Annotated in this window: 21 protein-coding genes; 14 read left to right on the top strand and 7 right to left on the bottom strand. The window is 71.9% G+C overall.

What is annotated here, in order from left to right:
• The first annotated feature begins 3 nt into the window (after window positions 1-3).
• From FV226_RS28515 to FV226_RS06310, 5 genes are all read left to right on the top strand, one after another.
• Window positions 4-378, top strand: coding sequence for a hypothetical protein (locus tag FV226_RS28515; RefSeq protein WP_246685489.1), 375 nt, complete (start codon window positions 4-6; stop codon window positions 376-378).
• Window positions 379-380: 2 nt separating this feature from the next.
• Window positions 381-830 (top strand): gamma-glutamylcyclotransferase family protein, encoded by a 450-nt coding sequence (locus FV226_RS06325; RefSeq protein ID WP_147762231.1) that lies wholly within the window; start codon window positions 381-383, stop codon window positions 828-830.
• Window positions 823-1104, top strand: coding sequence for an acylphosphatase (locus FV226_RS06320; protein ID WP_147762230.1), 282 nt, complete (start codon window positions 823-825; stop codon window positions 1102-1104). The genes FV226_RS06325 and FV226_RS06320 overlap by 8 nt, the downstream gene beginning before the upstream one ends.
• 149 nt (window positions 1105-1253) lie before the next feature.
• Window positions 1254-2012 (top strand): DUF599 family protein, encoded by a 759-nt coding sequence (locus FV226_RS06315; RefSeq protein ID WP_147762229.1) that lies wholly within the window; start codon window positions 1254-1256, stop codon window positions 2010-2012.
• 47 nt (window positions 2013-2059) lie between these two features.
• Complete coding sequence (locus FV226_RS06310) at window positions 2060-2290, top strand: DUF3253 domain-containing protein (RefSeq protein WP_147762276.1); 231 nt, start codon at window positions 2060-2062, stop codon at window positions 2288-2290.
• Here FV226_RS06310 and FV226_RS06305 read toward each other — a convergent pair.
• The 6 genes from FV226_RS06305 to epmA form a co-directional block, all read right to left on the bottom strand.
• Window positions 2263-3084 carry a YdcF family protein gene (locus tag FV226_RS06305; protein WP_147762228.1) on the bottom strand — a complete coding sequence of 274 codons (822 nt, stop codon included), beginning with the start codon at window positions 3082-3084 and terminating at the stop codon, window positions 2263-2265. The genes FV226_RS06310 and FV226_RS06305 overlap by 28 nt on opposite strands.
• A 27-nt stretch (window positions 3085-3111) precedes the next feature.
• Window positions 3112-3756, bottom strand: a complete 645-nt coding sequence (locus FV226_RS06300; protein ID WP_147762227.1) for a dimethylmenaquinone methyltransferase — start codon at window positions 3754-3756, stop codon at window positions 3112-3114.
• 146 nt (window positions 3757-3902) lie between these two features.
• On the bottom strand, window positions 3903-4286 hold the full coding sequence (locus tag FV226_RS06295) for a RidA family protein (RefSeq protein WP_210246503.1): 384 nt from the start codon (window positions 4284-4286) through the stop codon (window positions 3903-3905).
• Window positions 4287-4396: 110 nt separating this feature from the next.
• Window positions 4397-5017, bottom strand: coding sequence for a glutathione S-transferase (locus FV226_RS06290; RefSeq protein ID WP_147762225.1), 621 nt, complete (start codon window positions 5015-5017; stop codon window positions 4397-4399).
• A gap of 4 nt (window positions 5018-5021) precedes the next feature.
• On the bottom strand, window positions 5022-6077 hold the full coding sequence (locus FV226_RS06285) for a lysine-2,3-aminomutase-like protein (protein WP_147762224.1): 1056 nt from the start codon (window positions 6075-6077) through the stop codon (window positions 5022-5024).
• Window positions 6074-7129, bottom strand: coding sequence for an EF-P lysine aminoacylase EpmA (gene epmA, locus FV226_RS06280; RefSeq protein WP_147762275.1), 1056 nt, complete (start codon window positions 7127-7129; stop codon window positions 6074-6076). Before epmA ends, FV226_RS06285 begins: the two co-directional genes overlap by 4 nt.
• Before the next feature lie 232 nt (window positions 7130-7361).
• Here epmA and efp point away from each other — a divergent pair, with 232 nt between their 5' ends.
• Window positions 7362-7928 carry an elongation factor P gene (efp, locus tag FV226_RS06275; RefSeq protein WP_147753769.1) on the top strand — a complete coding sequence of 189 codons (567 nt, stop codon included), beginning with the start codon at window positions 7362-7364 and terminating at the stop codon, window positions 7926-7928.
• A gap of 22 nt (window positions 7929-7950) precedes the next feature.
• Here efp and FV226_RS06270 read toward each other — a convergent pair whose 3' ends face one another.
• The gene (locus tag FV226_RS06270; RefSeq protein WP_147762223.1) at window positions 7951-8967 is read right to left on the bottom strand and encodes a heparan-alpha-glucosaminide N-acetyltransferase; all 1017 of its coding nucleotides are present in this window, start codon (window positions 8965-8967) and stop codon (window positions 7951-7953) included.
• Window positions 8968-9341: 374 nt separating this feature from the next.
• Between FV226_RS06270 and FV226_RS06265 the strand changes: the two genes are divergently transcribed.
• The 8 genes from FV226_RS06265 to FV226_RS06230 all read left to right on the top strand — a co-directional run bounded on the left by FV226_RS06265 (window position 9342) and on the right by FV226_RS06230 (window position 14910).
• A complete protein-coding gene (locus tag FV226_RS06265; protein ID WP_147762222.1) occupies window positions 9342-9947 on the top strand; it encodes a cold-shock protein in 606 nt (201 codons plus the stop codon).
• 65 nt (window positions 9948-10012) lie between these two features.
• Entirely contained in the window at window positions 10013-10456 is a 444-nt protein-coding gene (locus FV226_RS06260; protein WP_246685528.1) for a DUF192 domain-containing protein, read from the top strand.
• A 150-nt stretch (window positions 10457-10606) separates the two neighbouring features.
• The gene (locus FV226_RS06255) at window positions 10607-11020 is read left to right on the top strand and encodes a hypothetical protein (RefSeq protein ID WP_187278710.1); all 414 of its coding nucleotides are present in this window, start codon (window positions 10607-10609) and stop codon (window positions 11018-11020) included.
• An 81-nt stretch (window positions 11021-11101) separates the two neighbouring features.
• Window positions 11102-11983 (top strand): dienelactone hydrolase family protein, encoded by an 882-nt coding sequence (locus FV226_RS06250; RefSeq protein WP_147762220.1) that lies wholly within the window; start codon window positions 11102-11104, stop codon window positions 11981-11983.
• A 220-nt stretch (window positions 11984-12203) separates the two neighbouring features.
• Complete coding sequence (locus FV226_RS06245; protein ID WP_147753734.1) at window positions 12204-12662, top strand: response regulator; 459 nt, start codon at window positions 12204-12206, stop codon at window positions 12660-12662.
• Window positions 12663-12792: 130 nt separating this feature from the next.
• Window positions 12793-13953 (top strand): alpha/beta hydrolase, encoded by a 1161-nt coding sequence (locus tag FV226_RS06240; RefSeq protein ID WP_147762219.1) that lies wholly within the window; start codon window positions 12793-12795, stop codon window positions 13951-13953.
• A gap of 29 nt (window positions 13954-13982) precedes the next feature.
• The gene (locus FV226_RS06235) at window positions 13983-14579 is read left to right on the top strand and encodes a glutathione S-transferase (RefSeq protein WP_147762218.1); all 597 of its coding nucleotides are present in this window, start codon (window positions 13983-13985) and stop codon (window positions 14577-14579) included.
• 130 nt (window positions 14580-14709) lie between these two features.
• Window positions 14710-14910: a hypothetical protein gene (locus FV226_RS06230; protein WP_147753737.1), complete on the top strand. Its 201-nt coding sequence runs from the start codon at window positions 14710-14712 to the stop codon at window positions 14908-14910.
• Window positions 14911-14914: the final 4 nt, after the last annotated feature.

The following is a 14914-nucleotide window of genomic DNA, read 5'->3' as shown; positions in this document are numbered from 1 at the left end:
GGAATGAGCCTGATCCACAACGAGCAGACCAAACTGCTCGCCACCGGGCTCAACACCATCGCCGCGGCGTTCATCATCATCGACGTCGTCACGCCGGTGACGGCTGTCAGCTTCGGTATCGCGAATGCTCCGAAACCGACCAGCGTCACCGTATTCTTCGCGGCCGTCTGGCTTTGGGCATACATTGGATCGCAAGGCGCGTTCTACGGAGCCTCAAATCATGAACTCCGGCGAGATTTTCGTGATTTTCGGGATTCCGGCCACCATGCTGACGGTGGCCTACCTCGCGATGCGTGCCAACGAATGGGCTATCCGCCGCGACGACCAGAAATCCGGCAAATAGCCAGTCGACCATTTTCCGGTCGGGGGCCGGAATAGGAATGCCCCTCTACTTTGCCTACGGCGCGAACATGGACGCCGCCGCCATGGTCGCCCGCTGTCCGGCCTCGCGGCTGATCGGGCAGGGCCGGCTGCACCGCCACCGCTTCATCGTCATGCGCGAGGGCTACGCCTCGGTGGTGCGCGACGGGCGCCACACGGTCTGGGGCGTGCTGTGGGAGCTGGCGCTCGCCGACGTGCCGGCGCTCGACCGCTACGAGGGCGTCGCCGGCGGCCTCTACGTCAAGGCGACGCAGCCTGTCGCGACCCCGGGCGGGGTCAAGCGCGCCTTGATCTATCTCGGCCGTTCCACCGCCTACGGCGTGCCGAAGCCGGGCTACCTCGAAGCGGTGCTTGCGGCAGGCGAGGCGGCGCAGCTGCCGCCAGCCTACCTGCGCGAGCTGCGCGGCTGGCGCCGCGGGCGTCCGACCGGGTTGTCCGGCCATGGATGAGAGCAGAAGCGCCGCCGTCGTGATCGTCGGCCGGGTGCAAGGCGTCGGCTATCGTGCCTGGACCCAGCGCGAGGCCGAGGCGCGCGGCCTGTCGGGGCACGTGCGCAACCGCGCGGACGGCGCGGTCGAGGCCACCTTCACCGGGGCGGCGGCCGCGGTCGACGTGATGGTGCAGGCCTGCCGGGCCGGGCCGCCGGGTGCGCATGTCGAGCGGGTCGAAATGCAGGCGGCGGAGCCGGAGCCCGATGTCGCCGGGTTCGCCATCCGACGCTGAGACGTCCGCGGATGGACCGAGCGCGCATGGACGGCCCGCTCTCGCGCGCCTCGACAGCGCGGGGCGGTCCAGGGTAGCCATCGCTTGGCCCTGCGGCAGGCGCGCCTGCCCGGCCGCCGGCGAAGCTCGAGCCGACGCTCCCCGGGACGATGACCGACCTGCCTTCCGCCTCGCTGCTCTCGGCCTACCTGCCTGCCGCCTTCTCGCCGATTGACCTCGGCGCGCTGATCTACTTCGTGCTGGCCTGGGTCGGGTACGGCCTCTCCGTCGGGCGCCTGCGCGGCCGGATGGTGTCGCTGAGCCAGATCATGAACGCGCAGCGCGAGGAGTGGGCGCGCCAGCTCATCGTCCGGGACAACCGCGTGGTCGACACCACGATCAACGCCTCGCTGCAGAACGGCACCGCCTTCTTCGCCTCCACTTCGCTGATCGCCCTCGGCGGCGTCCTGACCCTGTCGCGCTCCGGCGACGACGTGCTCAACCTGTTCGGCACGCTGCCCTTCGGCACGATCGCCACGCGCACGACCTGGGAGATCAAGGTCGCGGGCCTCGCCGTCGTGTTCGTGTATGCTTTCTTCAAGTTCGCCTGGGCCTACCGGCTGTTCAACTACAGCGCGATCTTGCTCGGCACGGTGCCGCCCAAGGGCTCGGGCGCGGGCGAGGCGGAGATGCTGCGCGCCGCGCGCCGGGTGGCGGCGATGAACACCGCGGCCGGCAGCCACTTCGCCCGTGGGCAGCGAGCGTTCTTCTTCGCGCTGGCCTATCTCGGCTGGTTCGTCAGCCCCTACTTCCTCGTCGCCTCGACGACGGGGGTCGTGCTCGTGATGTGGCGGCGCCAGTTCGTCTCCGAGATCCGCACGATCCTGCTCGCCGACGACGACCCGAAACGCCGAGGATCCACGCCGTGAGCGACGACCGCACCGGAACCCGCAGCGAAGCCGCGATCGAGGAGACGATGCTGCGCCTCGTCGCCGAGCGCGGTCCCGGCAAGACGATCTGCCCGTCCGAGGTCGCCCGCGCGCTGGCCGGCCCGAACCCGGACCAGTGGAGCCCGCTGATGCAGCCGGTGCGGCGCATCGCCGTGCGCCTGACCAAGGCCGGCCGCCTCGCGATCCTGCGCAAGGGCAAGCTTGCCGACCCGGACGACTTCCGCGGCATCTACCGGCTGTCGCTGCCCGAAGCCTGATCCGGCCCAGGCAGCAGCGCGTCGGTGTAGCCGGCCAGCCGGTAGACCGCGAGGCCGATCCATTCCTTCACCGCGAAGTCGAGCACCAGCAGCCCCTCCGAGGCGAAGCTGCCGAAGCGCAGCGCGTCGCGCGGGCCGCGGGTGCGGTAGTCCACGGGGAAGGCGACGACGTCGAAGCCCGCCGCGCGGAAGCACCCGATCGCCCGCGGCATGTGGAAGGCGGAGGTGACCAGCAGCCAGCGCTCGCCCGGCTTCGGCTGGGCCATGGCGGCGGAGAACAGCGCGTTCTCGCGGGTGTTGCGCGACCGGTTCTCCAGGATCAGCCGGGTGCGCGGCAGGCCGAGGGTGTCGGCGTCTCGGCTGACGATGTCGGCCTCGGCGATCGCCCCGTCGACGAGGCTGCCGCTGCCGCCGGAGAACATCAGCCGCGCCAGCGGATAGCGCCGCGCGAGGTCGGCCATGTAGATCGGCCGCTCGCCGGCATCGTTGACGACGACCTGGTTGCGCCCCGAAGACAGGCCGGCCTCGATCCCGCCGCCGAGCACGATGATCCCATCGGGCGGCCGGTCGTCGGCGAAGGCCGGGAAGCGCTGTTCCAGCGGCAGCACCGCCCAGGCCGAGAGCGGCGAGAGTCCGCCCGCGAGCAGGCCGAAGAGGCCGAACGCGCTCAGGGTGCCGCCGAGTCGCCGCCGCGCGGTCGCAAGCGTCAGCGCGACGCCGGCGAGCCCGACGAGGCAAAACAGGTTCGAGGGTGTGATCAGGAAGAAGATCACCTTCGAGAGCGGAAAGAACATCGGCGCGGGTCCGGCGGGCGTCGGCCCTCAGGCCTTCGTCTCGGCCTCGTAGCGGGCCAGGGTCGCGGCGTCCGGCGGCAGCAGGGTGGCGAGGCTCGCGCCCTTCTCCGCCTCGCGGGTGAGCCAGAGGTCGAGGCGCTGCTGCTCGACGGCCTCCAGGGCCACCGCCTCGGCGATGTCGGCCGGGATCACCACCACGCCGTCCGGCCCGCCGACGACGACGTCGCCGGGATGCACCGCGGCGCCGGCGCAGGAGACCGGCTCGCCCGAGCCCGCGAGCTGCAGCGCGCCCTCGGCCGGCGCCGTCGCCACGTCCCAGACTGCAAGCCCGCTCTCGGCCGCAAGCGCGCCGTCGGTGACGAGGCCGGCGGCGCCGCGGGCGGCGAGCCGCGCGGCCAGGATCGCGCCGAAGGGGAGGGCGAGCCCGGAACGGCCGGTGTCGACCACCACGACGGCGCCCTCCGGCACCGCTTCGACGGCTTGCGCGAGCGAGTGCGAGACCGCGCCCCGCGACGGGATCATCCGCAGCGTCACGGCCGGCCCGACGGCGCGGCCGGAGCCGGCGAGGCCGGAGAGCGAGCAGGCCGGCACGCCGCGGCGCGCCAGGGCGCGGGCGAGGCTCGCCACGGTGACCGCGGAGAGGGCGTCGCGCAGGGTCGGATCGAGGGCCATCGAGGTGCAATCTCCGGGCGGGCCGCATGGCGCCCGCGTGGCTCAAACTGGGTCGCGCGGGTGCGCGGGCAAGGCGCCCTCACCCTGATGACGTCTCGGCGACACCCATCACGCGCGAAGCCGCCGAATCGAATCCGGGGGCGCCGTCATAATCGAGTGGTCGCCACCATCTCGATCTCGACGCGCGCGCCCAACGGGAGGGCCGCGACTCCGATGGTGGTGCGCGCCGGGTAGGGCTCGGCGAAGTGCTCGGCGTAGACCCGGTTCATGGCGGTGAAATCGCCCATGTCGGTCAGGAACACGTTGCACTTCACCACGTCGCCGAAATCGAGGCCGGCCGCCGTCAGCACGGCGCCGAGGTTGTGGAAGCATTGGCGCACCTGCGCCTCGATCCCGCCTTCAACCAGGCGTCCGGTCGCGCCGTCGAGCGGCGTCTGGCCCGAGAGGTAGACCGTCCCGTCCACCACGACACCGTGCGAATAGGGGCCGACGGCTGCGGCACCCGGTGCCGTCACGGCTGTTCGACTCACCGTCGTCTCCCCCCTCGATGCGATCGCGCGTCGACACCTCATCGCCCGTCCAAGCCGCCCCAACAATGCCTTTGGCGCGGACAGCCCGCCTCGGCGGTCGGGTACGCTGGTCAGCTGATCGGCGCAGCGAAGATCCGGGCGGCGGCGGGGCGCTGCGCGAGCGCATCGTACCAGCGCCGGATCTCCGGCCGCTCGACGCGCTCGGCCGGCAGGGCGAGCCAGCGGTGGGCGGCGCAGCCCAGCGCGATGTCGGCGATCGAGAAGCGCGCGCCGACGACGAAGGCGCGGCCGGCCAGATGCCGGTCGAGGATCGCGGCGAGCGCCTCCGACCGTTCTAGCGAATCGGCGATCAGCGCGTGGTCGCGGGTCTCCGGCGTCGCACGGTAGAGCTGCCAGAAGGCGTCGCGCATCGCCGGGGTGAAGCTCGTCGCCTGCCAGTCGAGCCATTGCTGGACCTGCGCCCGCTCGCGCCGGTCGTCGGGCAGGCGCAACGCGCCCTCCGCCCCGTCGGCGAGGTAGCGCAGGATCGCGTTCGACTCCCAGAGCGCGAAACCGTCCTCCTGCAGCACCGGCACCAGGCCGTTCGGGTTCATCGCCCGGTAGGCGGGGTCCGCGACCACGCCGTGCGCACCGCCGGCCTCGACCCGCTCGTAAGCCAGGCCGGATTCGTCGAGGCCCCACAGGGCCTTCTGCACGTTGACGGAGTTCGCCCGCCCCCAGAGCCTGCGCATCGGCTTAGTCCCGCTCGCTCATCTTCGGGGGGTAGGCGTGCACGCCGCCGTTCGGATCGGTGACCCGGGTGCCGCCGCGATCCGCCGCGACGTAGCCCGGGCCGACCGGCACCTTGCCGTGGCCTCCGGGGATGTCGAGGACGTAGGTCGGCTGGGCCAGCCCCGAGAGCCGGCCGCGGAGCGTGCGCATCAGAGCCTGCCCGGCGTCGAGGCCGGTGCGCAGGTGGGCGGTGCCGGGCGCGAGGTCGCCATGGTGCAGGTAGTACGGCTTGATCCGGTTCTCGACGAAGGCCCGCATCAGCGCCTCCAGCACCGTGGCGTCGTCGTTGATGCCGGCCAGCAGCACCGTCTGGCTCACCATCGGGATGCCGGCGTCGACCAGCCGCGCGCAGGCGGCCTGCGCCTCGGCGCCGAACTCGCGGGCGTGGTTGGCGTGCAGGGCCACGAACACCGCCCGGCCGAATCCTTTCAGCGCCGCGACGAGGGTGTCCGTCACCAGGGCGGGGCTCACCACCGGCACCCGCGTGTGAACGCGCAGGACCTTGACGTGCGGGATGGCGCCTAGGCGCCGCGCGATGTCGGCGAGGCGCCGCGGCGAGAGCGCGAACGGGTCTCCGCCGGTGAGCACGACCTCCCAGATCGCCGGGTCGGCTGCGATGTAGGCCAGCGCCGCGTCCAGCTCGGCCTCGCTCAGCGTGCCCGCGCCCTCCGGCCCGACCACCTCGCGGCGGAAGCAGAAGCGGCAATAGACTGGGCAGACGTGGAGCGGCTTCAGAAGCACCCGGTCCGGGTAGCGGTGGACGAGGCCGGGCAGCTTCTCGTGGACCGCGTCGCCGATCGGGTCGGCCCGCTCCTCGGGCGCCGTCACGACCTCTTCGGCGCGGGGCACGAACTGGCGGGCGATCGGGTCGTGCGGATCGGACGGGTCGATCAGCTCGGCCATGTCCGGCGTGATCGACACGGCGTAGCGCGCGGCCACCGCCCGCAGGGCCGGCAGCTCGGCCGGGGAGACCAGCCCCGCCGCGGCGAGGTCGTCCGGGCTACGAAGCGGGCGGTTCATCGCGTCCCGCCCGCCACGGGCGTCCAGATCACGTCCTCGATATGCGGCGCGCCGGCGGCCAGCATCACCAGGCGGTCGAAGCCGAGCGCGCAGCCGGACGCTTCCGGCATGACGGCCAGCGCCGCGAGGAAGTCGGCGTCGATCGGGTAGGTCTCGCCGTAGACGCGCTCTTTCTCCGCCATCTCGGCGGAAAAGCGCCGGCCCTGCTCGGCGGCGTCGGTCAGCTCGCCGAAGGCGTTGGCGAGCTCGACGCCGCAGGCATAGAGCTCGAAACGCTCCGACACCCGCGGGTCGTCGGCGCTCGGCCGCGCCAACGCCGCCTCGCTGACCGGGTACTCGCACAGGATGGTCGGGCGCCCTTGGCCGAGATGCGGCTCGATCCGCGCCACGAGCACGCGGCTGAACAGGTCGGCCCAGGTGTCGTCGTCCGCGACGCGAAGGCCCGTCCGCGCGACGGCCGCCGCGAGCCCGTCGCGATCGGTCGCGTCGTCAGGAGACACCGTCGCGAGAAGGTCGATCCCCGCATGCCGGTCGAAGGCCTCGGCCAGCTTCAGCCGCTCGGGCTCGGCGAAGGGATCGCAAATCCGGTCGCGATGGCGCAGCCGCGCCGTCCCGGCGGTCTCGGCCGCGAGCCGCAGGAGGTCGGCGCAGTCGGCCATCAGCACGGCGTAGGGCTCGGCCGCCCGATACCATTCGAGCATCGTGAACTCGGGATGGTGCAGCGGCCCGCGCTCGCGGTTGCGGAAGACGTGGCCGAGGCTGAACAGCCGCGATTCACCGGCCGCCAGCAGCTTCTTGCAGGCGAATTCCGGCGAGGTGTGGAGGTAGAGCGGCGCACGCAAGCCGTCGCCGCCGATCGCCTCGGTGGCGAAGGCGGAGAGGTGCGCCTCGTTGCCGGGCGAGACCTGGAGGCAGGCGGCTTCGACCTCGACGAAGTCGCGCGCCGCGAAGTGGCCGCGGAACGCATGGGCGATGCGGTTGCGCAGCAGCAGCAGCGGGCGCCGGTCGGCGTGCCGGTGCGGCGCCCACCAGGGGGAGGGGGCGTCCGTCACCGGGCAGCCCTGCACAGAGAGGCCTTGCACCGAGCGGACCTTGGATCGGCGGATCGGACGTTTCCGGCTTCGAACACGCGCGCTCCCGGCGGACCGATACTGGCGCGGCTGGCAACCGGGCCGCGGATAGGATAGTGCCGGAGCCCGATATCGCTCTCGAGGGATATGCCTCTCCCGCGGGGCACCGCGCTAGGCGCGCGAACCCCGCCTTGTCAACGCAGGACCTGACCCCGTGAAGGTGATCGCTTCTACCCTCCGCAAGGGCAACGTCGTCGAGAAGGACGGCAAGCTCTACGTGATCCTGTTCGCGGAGAACATCCATCCCGGCAAGGGCACCCCGGTGACGCAGCTCGACATGCGCCGCATCACCGACGGCGTGAAGGTGTCCGAGCGCTACCGCACCACCGAGCAGGTCGAGCGCGCCTTCGTCGAGGACAAGGAGCACACCTTCCTCTACAGCGACGGCGAAGGGTTCCACTTCATGAACCCCGAGAGCTACGAGCAGATCCAGGTTCCGCCCGACGTGGTCGGCGACGCCGCCCCCTACCTGCAGGAGGGTATGGCCGTGATGGTCTCGCAATACAACAACGTGGCGCTGACGATCGAGCTGCCGCAGCGCGTGGTCCTCGAAGTGGCCGAGACCGAGCCGGCGATGAAGGGGCAGACCGCCTCCTCATCCTACAAGCCGGCCACCCTCTCGAACGGCGTCCGCACCACCGTGCCGCCGCACATCGCCACCGGCACCCGCATCGTGGTGATGACCGCCGACGGCGCCTACGTCGAGCGCGCCAAGGACTGACAGACCTCGGCCTTCGAGCGATCTACGGCGCCGGCGCCGTGCCCTCGGAGGCCTCGTAGCAGCGCTGCGAGAGGCCCTGTGCCCGCACCCGCTCGGGCGCGGTGAAGCCGCGGCCCTCCACCGACCACAGGCCTTCCTTACGCAGGGCGTCGCCGCTGCAGCGGGCCGCGATCCGGCACAAAGCCGGCTCGCCGCCGGTGCGGGTGCAGGTCTCGACGTAGTCCGCCCGGAACTTCGCTAAACCGGCACGAGGATGCGGCCCGGTCACCGCGACGAGGCCGGTCAGCGCACCCAGAAGCAGCGGCTGGTGTAGGAGATAGATCGCCAGGCTGTGGCGCCCGGCGAAGGCCGCCGCCCGCGCGCCCCGGCTGCGCGGCCGCCAGAGCCCGGGCCGCGAGCGCGCGAACCGGGGCAGGGCGATCCGCCCGAGGGCCACGCCGAACAGCACGATCCCGAACCACGGGAACAGCGGCACGTAGTCGTTGGTCTGCGGCGTCAGCCGGCCGAGGCCGAGGAAGAACAGCGCGGGCGCGTCGAGGGCCGGGTGCGCCGCGAGGTGTGGCAGCGCCACGACCAGGGCGCCGGCCAGGGCCGTCACGATCGCCGGCACGAACAGGAACGGCAGCGCCAGCACGCTCGACGCCGCGATGCAGTGCAGGATGCCGAAGAAGATGAAGCTGTCGGGAAAGGCGACGTATGTCGCGAACGTGATCAGGATCGCGGCCCCGCCGACCCGCAGCAGCCGCAGCAGGGTCGGCCGCAACCGCACGCCGCGCCCGTTCATCAGCACGAGGCCGGCCCCGACCAGCACCAGGAACGAGCCGGCGATGACGTGCGCCGCGATCCGTCCGGCGGGCGACAGCGCTGCGTTCTCAGGCGTGAGGCGGAGGTAGCCGAGGTCCCAGGTCAGGTGGTAGGCGGCCATCGCTGCGAGCGCCGTGGCGCGCGCCGCGTCGATCGCGGGGATGCGGCCGGGCGCGGATGTCGGCGCTTCCGGTGACGCGGCGGAGGCGGAGGCGAGGGGAGGATCGGATCGCATGCCGGGCCTAAGCATCATTCGCCGGGCGCGGCCATGGCCGGCGTCGAAATTCCTACGCGGGACCAGGCCTCGGCCACTCATCCCAGCCCTGCCGCAACGCGGCAACAATCACGAGAATGTGACCGCGCTCGGTTGTCTTCACCGAGGGCCTTCGCCATCGGCACGCCGGCGCAAAAGCGTGAGTCCCGACACGGACTTGGGCCGAACGCCGACATGCCGGACAGCCGCAAAACCTTGGAAAATCGCGCCGATTCCCCAGCCGCTGCAACCGGACGCAGCAGGGCTGCCGGGCAAAGAGGCTTTCGCCGCCTCAAGACTTCGTTAATCCTGAGGCCGAAACGCACGTCGCGATTCGGTGTAGGTTGCTTATCGACATGTCTGACGGGTTCGGATCAGGGCCGGCGAGCGCACGGACGGACGGGGTGGGCATCGGCACCTCGCCGCAGGGCGAGGTCGACGAGCCGCTCGACCTCATCGAGGTCTCGGGCCGGATCAAGTGGTTCGACGTCGCCAAGGGGTTCGGCTTCATCGTCCCGGACGACGGCATGCCGGACGTGCTGCTCCATGTCACCTGCCTGCGCCGCGACGGGCACCAGAACGCGAGCGAGGGCGCCCGCATCGTGGTCGAGGCGACCGAGCGCGCCCGCGGCTGGCAGGCCTTCCGCGTGCTGTCGCTCGATCAATCCTCGGCGACCCACCCGTCAGAACTGCCGCTGCCCCGCACCCATGTCAGCGTGACGCCGACGAGCGGGCTCGAGACCGCCGTGGTGAAGTGGTTCAACCGCCTGCGCGGCTTCGGATTCCTGACGCGGGGCGACGGCACGCCGGACATCTTCGTCCACATGGAGACCCTGCGGCGCTACGGTATCGCCGAATTGAAGCCCGGCGAGACGGTGCTCGTGCGATACGGCGACGGCTCCAAGGGCGTGATGGCCGCCGAGGTCCGGCTGCCCGACGGGGCCGTCCCGTCCTCGCATTGATGGTGCTCCGCTTGTCTCGCGTTCGAAACCTCCTCGCCGGCGGCCTCGCCCTCGGGCTTCTCGGCATGCCCGCGCTCCTACCGGCCATGGCTCCGGCCTCCGCTCAAGGCGCACAGCAGGCCAAGGCTCAGACCGAGCCGCTCAGCATCCGTTCGAAGGACGGCACCCACCGCTTCGACGTCGAGGTGATGCGCGACGACGCCGGGCGCACCCGCGGCCTGATGTTCCGCCGCACCATGGCGCCGAACCACGGCATGCTGTTCGATTTCGAGCGGTCCGAGCCGGTCGCGATGTGGATGAAGAACACCTACCTGCCGCTCGACATGGTGTTCATCCGCGCCGACGGCACCATCGCCCGGGTCGCGGCCGACACCGAGCCGCTCTCCACCGCCATCGTCGCCTCGCCGGAGCCGGTGCTGTCGGTGCTGGAGCTCAACGCCGGCACCGCCGCCCGTCTCGGGATCAAGGCCGGCGACCGCGTCGAGCACCCTCTGTTCCAGCGCCGCTGAGGCAGAGCGCCGGCGCGCTCCGGAAATATGAACGCATCGAGAACATCGCGCTTGACGCCCGTTCCGTTGCGGATCAGTGTTCTTCGTATGTTCCACGCGGAACGGGCGCACGATCGTCGCGCCTCTCCCGCGAAGGTGGCGAGGATCCCGATGATCGACGCAGCTATCGCCCCGTGCGCCAAGGCCGTCCTGTTCCGTAACGCCGACTGGACGCTGTCGGGCGAAGGCCTCGAGCACCGCACGACCGGCTACTTCATCGGCCGCGACGTGCTCGGCGCCCGGCGCGCCGAGGGCCTTTGGGACTGGCCGCTGCAGATGGCCGAGAAGAGCTGGTGCCGGCCGAGCCTGTTCCGCGAGGCGTTCCTGACCGCGCTCGACCGGTTCGGCATCGCCCGCGACGCCGGCCTCGGCCAGGCCTTCGCCCTCGGCTTCGGCTTCCGCGCCGGGCAGGCTCAGGAGCCGGACGGGTTCGTCGCACTCGCCGACCTGCTGCGGCCGCAGCCCGCGCCGCGGCCGGTGCCGGTGCCGGCGCGGCGTTCGGCGCGGATGTCCGCCGGCGCCTGAGCGTCCCGTCCTGACGGCGCCCCATGGTTGACCCGAGGCCGGCGACATGATGCGCTCGTTTGAGGGTTCGAGGAGCACGGCATGACGGACGGCGACGTAGACGGCAACGCGGGTCTCGACGGGTTGATCGTCCCGCCCCTGTCGCGCCGGGGCTTCGTGATGACGAGCCTGATCAGCGGCTTCACGCTCGCGGTCACGCCGGTGGAGGCGCAGGTCGTCCACACCGACGCCGCCGGGATCGAGGCGGGCGAGGTGCAGATACCGGCGGCCGACGGGCCGATGCCGGGCTACCGCGCCGTGCCCGAGGGGCCGGGGCCGTTCCCCCTGGTGCTGGTGGTCGAGGAGATCTTCGGCGTCCACGAATACATCAAGGACATCTGCCGGCGCCTGGCCAAGGCCGGCTACTGCGCCGTGGCACCGGAACTCTATGCCCGCCAGGGCGACCTGTCGCAGATGACCGATCCCAAGCTCATCATCCGCGACGTGATCTCGAAGACTCCGGACGCGCAGTGGATCGGCGACCTCGACGCCACGGTCGCCTGGGCGACCTCCGCCGCCAAGGGCGACGGGGCCCGCCTCGGGGTGATGGGCTGGTGCCGCGGCGGCCGCGCCGCCTGGCTCTACGACGCCCACCGCCGCGACCTGAAGGCGGCCGTGGCCTGGTACGGCCCGCTCGGCGGCGACCCCACCGACATCCAGCCGCGCAGCGCCGGCTCGGCCGCCGCCACGCTGAACGCGCCGCTGCTTGGCCTCTACGGGGGCGGCGACACCGGCATCCCGGTCGCCTCGGCCGAAGCCGCGCGCGACGCAGCGAACGCCGCCGGCAAGCGCGTGGAACTCGTCGTCTACCCGGACGCCCCGCACGGCTTCCACGCCGACTACCGGCCGAGCTACCGCAAGGACGCCGCGGAGGACGGCTGGCGTCGCGCCCTCGCGTTCCTGAAGGCGAACGGCGTCGGCTGAAGCCGGCCGGGCCGGGGCGCCGCGACCAGCGGTCACGGAGGCCTCCGGCCCGTCCTTCACGGCTGTGTGCCCTATCCGACACGGTGGGCGGGGCCGGTTTATGCCAGGATGCGCCGTGGCGGCCCGTGCACGCACGGATCGGCCTGCCGTGCGCATCGACGATGGCGATGACCGACCGATCCGAGGGGCCGACCATCCGGCCCGCCTAGAGTGTCCGGCCATGACCGACGTGACTTCGCCTGGACGGAAGCCCGTGATCCTCGTCGTGGAGGATCAGCCGGACGAGCGCTTCCTCGCCGCCACCCTCCTGGAGGAGACCGGCTTCACCGTGATCGAGGCGGAGACCGCCGAGGGGGCGCTCGCCATCCTGAACGATCGCGGCGACGAGGTCAGCGTCGTGTTTTCGGACGTGCGCACGCCCGGGCCGATCGGCGGTTTCGAGTTGGCTCGGATCATCGGCGTCACTTGGCCGCGGGTGCGGGTGCTCCTCACTTCGGGCGACGCCGGCGACCAGCCGAGCGACCTGCGGGTCTCGGCGACCTTCATCCCGAAACCGTGGCGGGCCGAGGACATCCTGGCCTGGGTCGAGCAGGCGGCCGGGCGGCCCGCTGGGTCGGGCTCGGGCCCCTCGGTGATCGGCCCCGGCGGGACGCTGATTCCGCATTCGCCCGAACCCTGAACGCAGCAATGGGCAACCCCGCCCTGTGGACGGGCTGCGGTGTCACCGCCGGCGCCTCGTCGCCTGCGCCGAATCTGCTATGCAGTCCCGCGAGCGGACCGCCGCAATCCTCGAAGCGATCGAGCCGTCCATGTTCCTGAAAGCCCGTCGCGGTCCGTTGGCCGCGGGCCTGTTCGCCCTCCTCGTCGCGGCCTCGCCCGCCACCGCGGCCGCGCCGCCGGCGCAGCCGAACGACGGCCCGGGCGGCGTCGGCGACCGCAAGCTCACGATCGTCAAGCGCGCCGTCGGCCGGACCGGCGCCTCGACCTTCGTCTTCCATGCGGTGGGCGCTGCCCCAGCCGAGGGCCGGCCGGTCGTTGTGTTCCTACATGGCTGGGGCGCCACCAACCCGCAGAGCTACGGCGCCTGGATCGACCACCTCGCCCGTAACGGCTGGGTCGTCCTGTTCCCGCGCTTCCAGGAGGTGAACCGAACTCGCCCGGCCGACGCGGTCGCGAACGCCGAGGGCGCCCTCAAGGTCGCGCTCGACGCGCTCTCCGCGGACGCGGACGCCAAGCCCGACCTAACGAAGGTCGCGCTCATCGGCCATCTCGCCGGAGTCCCGCTCGCCATGGACATCGCGGCGGATGCGAAGGACCAGGGCCTGCCCGCGCCAAAGCTGGTGTTCGGCGTGATGCCTGGCGGCATCGCCAGCGGGCCGAAATCGCGCGGCGTCATACTCGGCGACCTCACCAGGATCGCGCCCCAGACGCTGCTTGTCACCATGATCGGCGACCGCGACGCCCGCGCGGCCGACCTCGCGGCCCGCCGGCTCCTGCGCGAGGCGAGCGCGGTGCCGATCGAGCGCAAGCTGTTCATGCGCGCGCTCTCCGACGACCACGGCTTCCCCGCGCTCACCGCGACGCTCGCGGCGCCCGCCGGGCTCGACGCCGCCTTCGACGGCACCGCGATCAAGCTGCCGGCCGACCCGAAGGACACCAAGCCGCCGCCGTTCAAGTGGTCGGCGGACATGTCGCTCTCGGGCGAGCAGCAGACGCTCGTGGCGCAGATCAACAACGCGCGGGCCGACACCCTCGACTACCTCGCGTTCTGGAAGACCTTCGACCTCGCCGCGACCGCCGCCTTCGCCGGCCAGGACTTCACCGGCCTGAAGACCAATCCGCGCTTCGGCGACATGGAGCGCTGGGCCGACGGATGGCCGGTGAAGCGCCTGTTCGTCGAGACCCCGCGCGTGAGCCCGCCCACCGCGGCGACGAACGCGAGCTCCGTGAAACCCGCCGCGGGGCGCTGATCGCGCCGCCTGCCTCCGCGAGACCTTCGATGAAGCTGTTCCACTCGCCGACCTCGCCCTTCGTCCGCAAGGTGATGGTAACGGCCCACGAGCTCGGATTGGCCGAGCGCATCGAGCGGCTTCCGAGCGCCGTCCACCCGGTGACGCGGGACGGGCAGGTGCTCGCCGCGCATCCGCTGGCGCAGGTCCCGACCCTGATCCTCGACGGCGGCGAAGCGATCGCCGACAGCCGGGTGATCTGCGAGTACCTCGACGCGCTGGCCGGCGGGCAGCTGTTTCCGGCACCGGGCGCGGCCCGCTGGGCGGCGCTGAACCTGCAATCGACCGCCGACGCGGTGCTCGATGCCGCCCTGCTGATCCGCTACGAGCTGACGACGCGCGCCGAGTCCGAGCGCTCGCAGGCCTGGATGGACGGGCAGGGCGCCAAGATCGCCAGCGCGCTCGACTGGTTCGAGACCCAGGTCGGCGCGCTCGGCGGCGTCGACGTCGGCACGATCGCGCTCGCCTGCGCCCTCGGCTACCTCGACCTCCGCTTCGCCGACCTCGGCTGGCGCGAGGGCCGGCCGAACCTCGCCGCCTGGCTCGCGGATTTCAGCGAGCGGGCCTCGATGCGCGCGACGGCCTGATCCGGCACGCGAGCGAAGGCCGGACCCGTCGCCGCGAAGGGATCACTCAGGTTCGGCAGTACACGCCCGCACGCCCCTCCGGCGCGGTTCTTGCGGCGTACGGCATCCTCCGAGAGTGGGATGCCGAGCCATGCCCGATTTCGTCGCCGCGCTGCTTGCCGCCGCCGCCTTCTGCCTCGCGCTTATGGCACTGAACGCGCTGACGCGTCTGGTGCTCCAGTGGCACATTGCGCCGTCGGAGCTTGCTGAGAACGGTCTCCTGCAGGTCGGCGGCGCCCTGGTGCTCGCCCGCGTCGCCTACCGGCGTGCGCCGACCCGCCGCCACCCGTAGGCCC

Source organism: Methylobacterium sp. WL12, assembly GCF_008039475.1.
Taxonomy (GTDB): Bacteria; Pseudomonadota; Alphaproteobacteria; order Rhizobiales; family Beijerinckiaceae; genus Methylobacterium; species Methylobacterium cerastii.
This window is presented reverse-complemented; position numbering and strand designations above follow the sequence as displayed.

What these genes read in the sequence shown, in the direction of transcription:
- FV226_RS28515 (WP_246685489.1), top strand. Translation starts at nt 4, where the DNA reads ATGAGCCTGATCCACAACGAGCAGACCAAACTGCTCGCCACCGGGCTC.
- FV226_RS06325 (WP_147762231.1), top strand. Translation starts at nt 381, where the DNA reads ATGCCCCTCTACTTTGCCTACGGCGCGAACATGGACGCCGCCGCCATG.
- FV226_RS06320 (WP_147762230.1), top strand. Translation starts at nt 823, where the DNA reads ATGGATGAGAGCAGAAGCGCCGCCGTCGTGATCGTCGGCCGGGTGCAA.
- FV226_RS06315 (WP_147762229.1), top strand. Translation starts at nt 1,254, where the DNA reads ATGACCGACCTGCCTTCCGCCTCGCTGCTCTCGGCCTACCTGCCTGCC.
- FV226_RS06310 (WP_147762276.1), top strand. Translation starts at nt 2,060, where the DNA reads ATGCTGCGCCTCGTCGCCGAGCGCGGTCCCGGCAAGACGATCTGCCCG.
- FV226_RS06305 (WP_147762228.1), bottom strand. Translation starts at nt 3,084, where the DNA reads ATGTTCTTTCCGCTCTCGAAGGTGATCTTCTTCCTGATCACACCCTCG.
- FV226_RS06300 (WP_147762227.1), bottom strand. Translation starts at nt 3,756, where the DNA reads ATGGCCCTCGATCCGACCCTGCGCGACGCCCTCTCCGCGGTCACCGTG.
- FV226_RS06290 (WP_147762225.1), bottom strand. Translation starts at nt 5,017, where the DNA reads ATGCGCAGGCTCTGGGGGCGGGCGAACTCCGTCAACGTGCAGAAGGCC.
- FV226_RS06285 (WP_147762224.1), bottom strand. Translation starts at nt 6,077, where the DNA reads ATGAACCGCCCGCTTCGTAGCCCGGACGACCTCGCCGCGGCGGGGCTG.
- FV226_RS06270 (WP_147762223.1), bottom strand. Translation starts at nt 8,967, where the DNA reads ATGCGATCCGATCCTCCCCTCGCCTCCGCCTCCGCCGCGTCACCGGAA.
- FV226_RS06265 (WP_147762222.1), top strand. Translation starts at nt 9,342, where the DNA reads ATGTCTGACGGGTTCGGATCAGGGCCGGCGAGCGCACGGACGGACGGG.
- FV226_RS06260 (WP_246685528.1), top strand. Translation starts at nt 10,013, where the DNA reads ATGCCCGCGCTCCTACCGGCCATGGCTCCGGCCTCCGCTCAAGGCGCA.
- FV226_RS06255 (WP_187278710.1), top strand. Translation starts at nt 10,607, where the DNA reads ATGATCGACGCAGCTATCGCCCCGTGCGCCAAGGCCGTCCTGTTCCGT.
- FV226_RS06250 (WP_147762220.1), top strand. Translation starts at nt 11,102, where the DNA reads ATGACGGACGGCGACGTAGACGGCAACGCGGGTCTCGACGGGTTGATC.
- FV226_RS06245 (WP_147753734.1), top strand. Translation starts at nt 12,204, where the DNA reads ATGACCGACGTGACTTCGCCTGGACGGAAGCCCGTGATCCTCGTCGTG.
- FV226_RS06240 (WP_147762219.1), top strand. Translation starts at nt 12,793, where the DNA reads ATGTTCCTGAAAGCCCGTCGCGGTCCGTTGGCCGCGGGCCTGTTCGCC.
- FV226_RS06235 (WP_147762218.1), top strand. Translation starts at nt 13,983, where the DNA reads ATGAAGCTGTTCCACTCGCCGACCTCGCCCTTCGTCCGCAAGGTGATG.
- FV226_RS06230 (WP_147753737.1), top strand. Translation starts at nt 14,710, where the DNA reads ATGCCCGATTTCGTCGCCGCGCTGCTTGCCGCCGCCGCCTTCTGCCTC.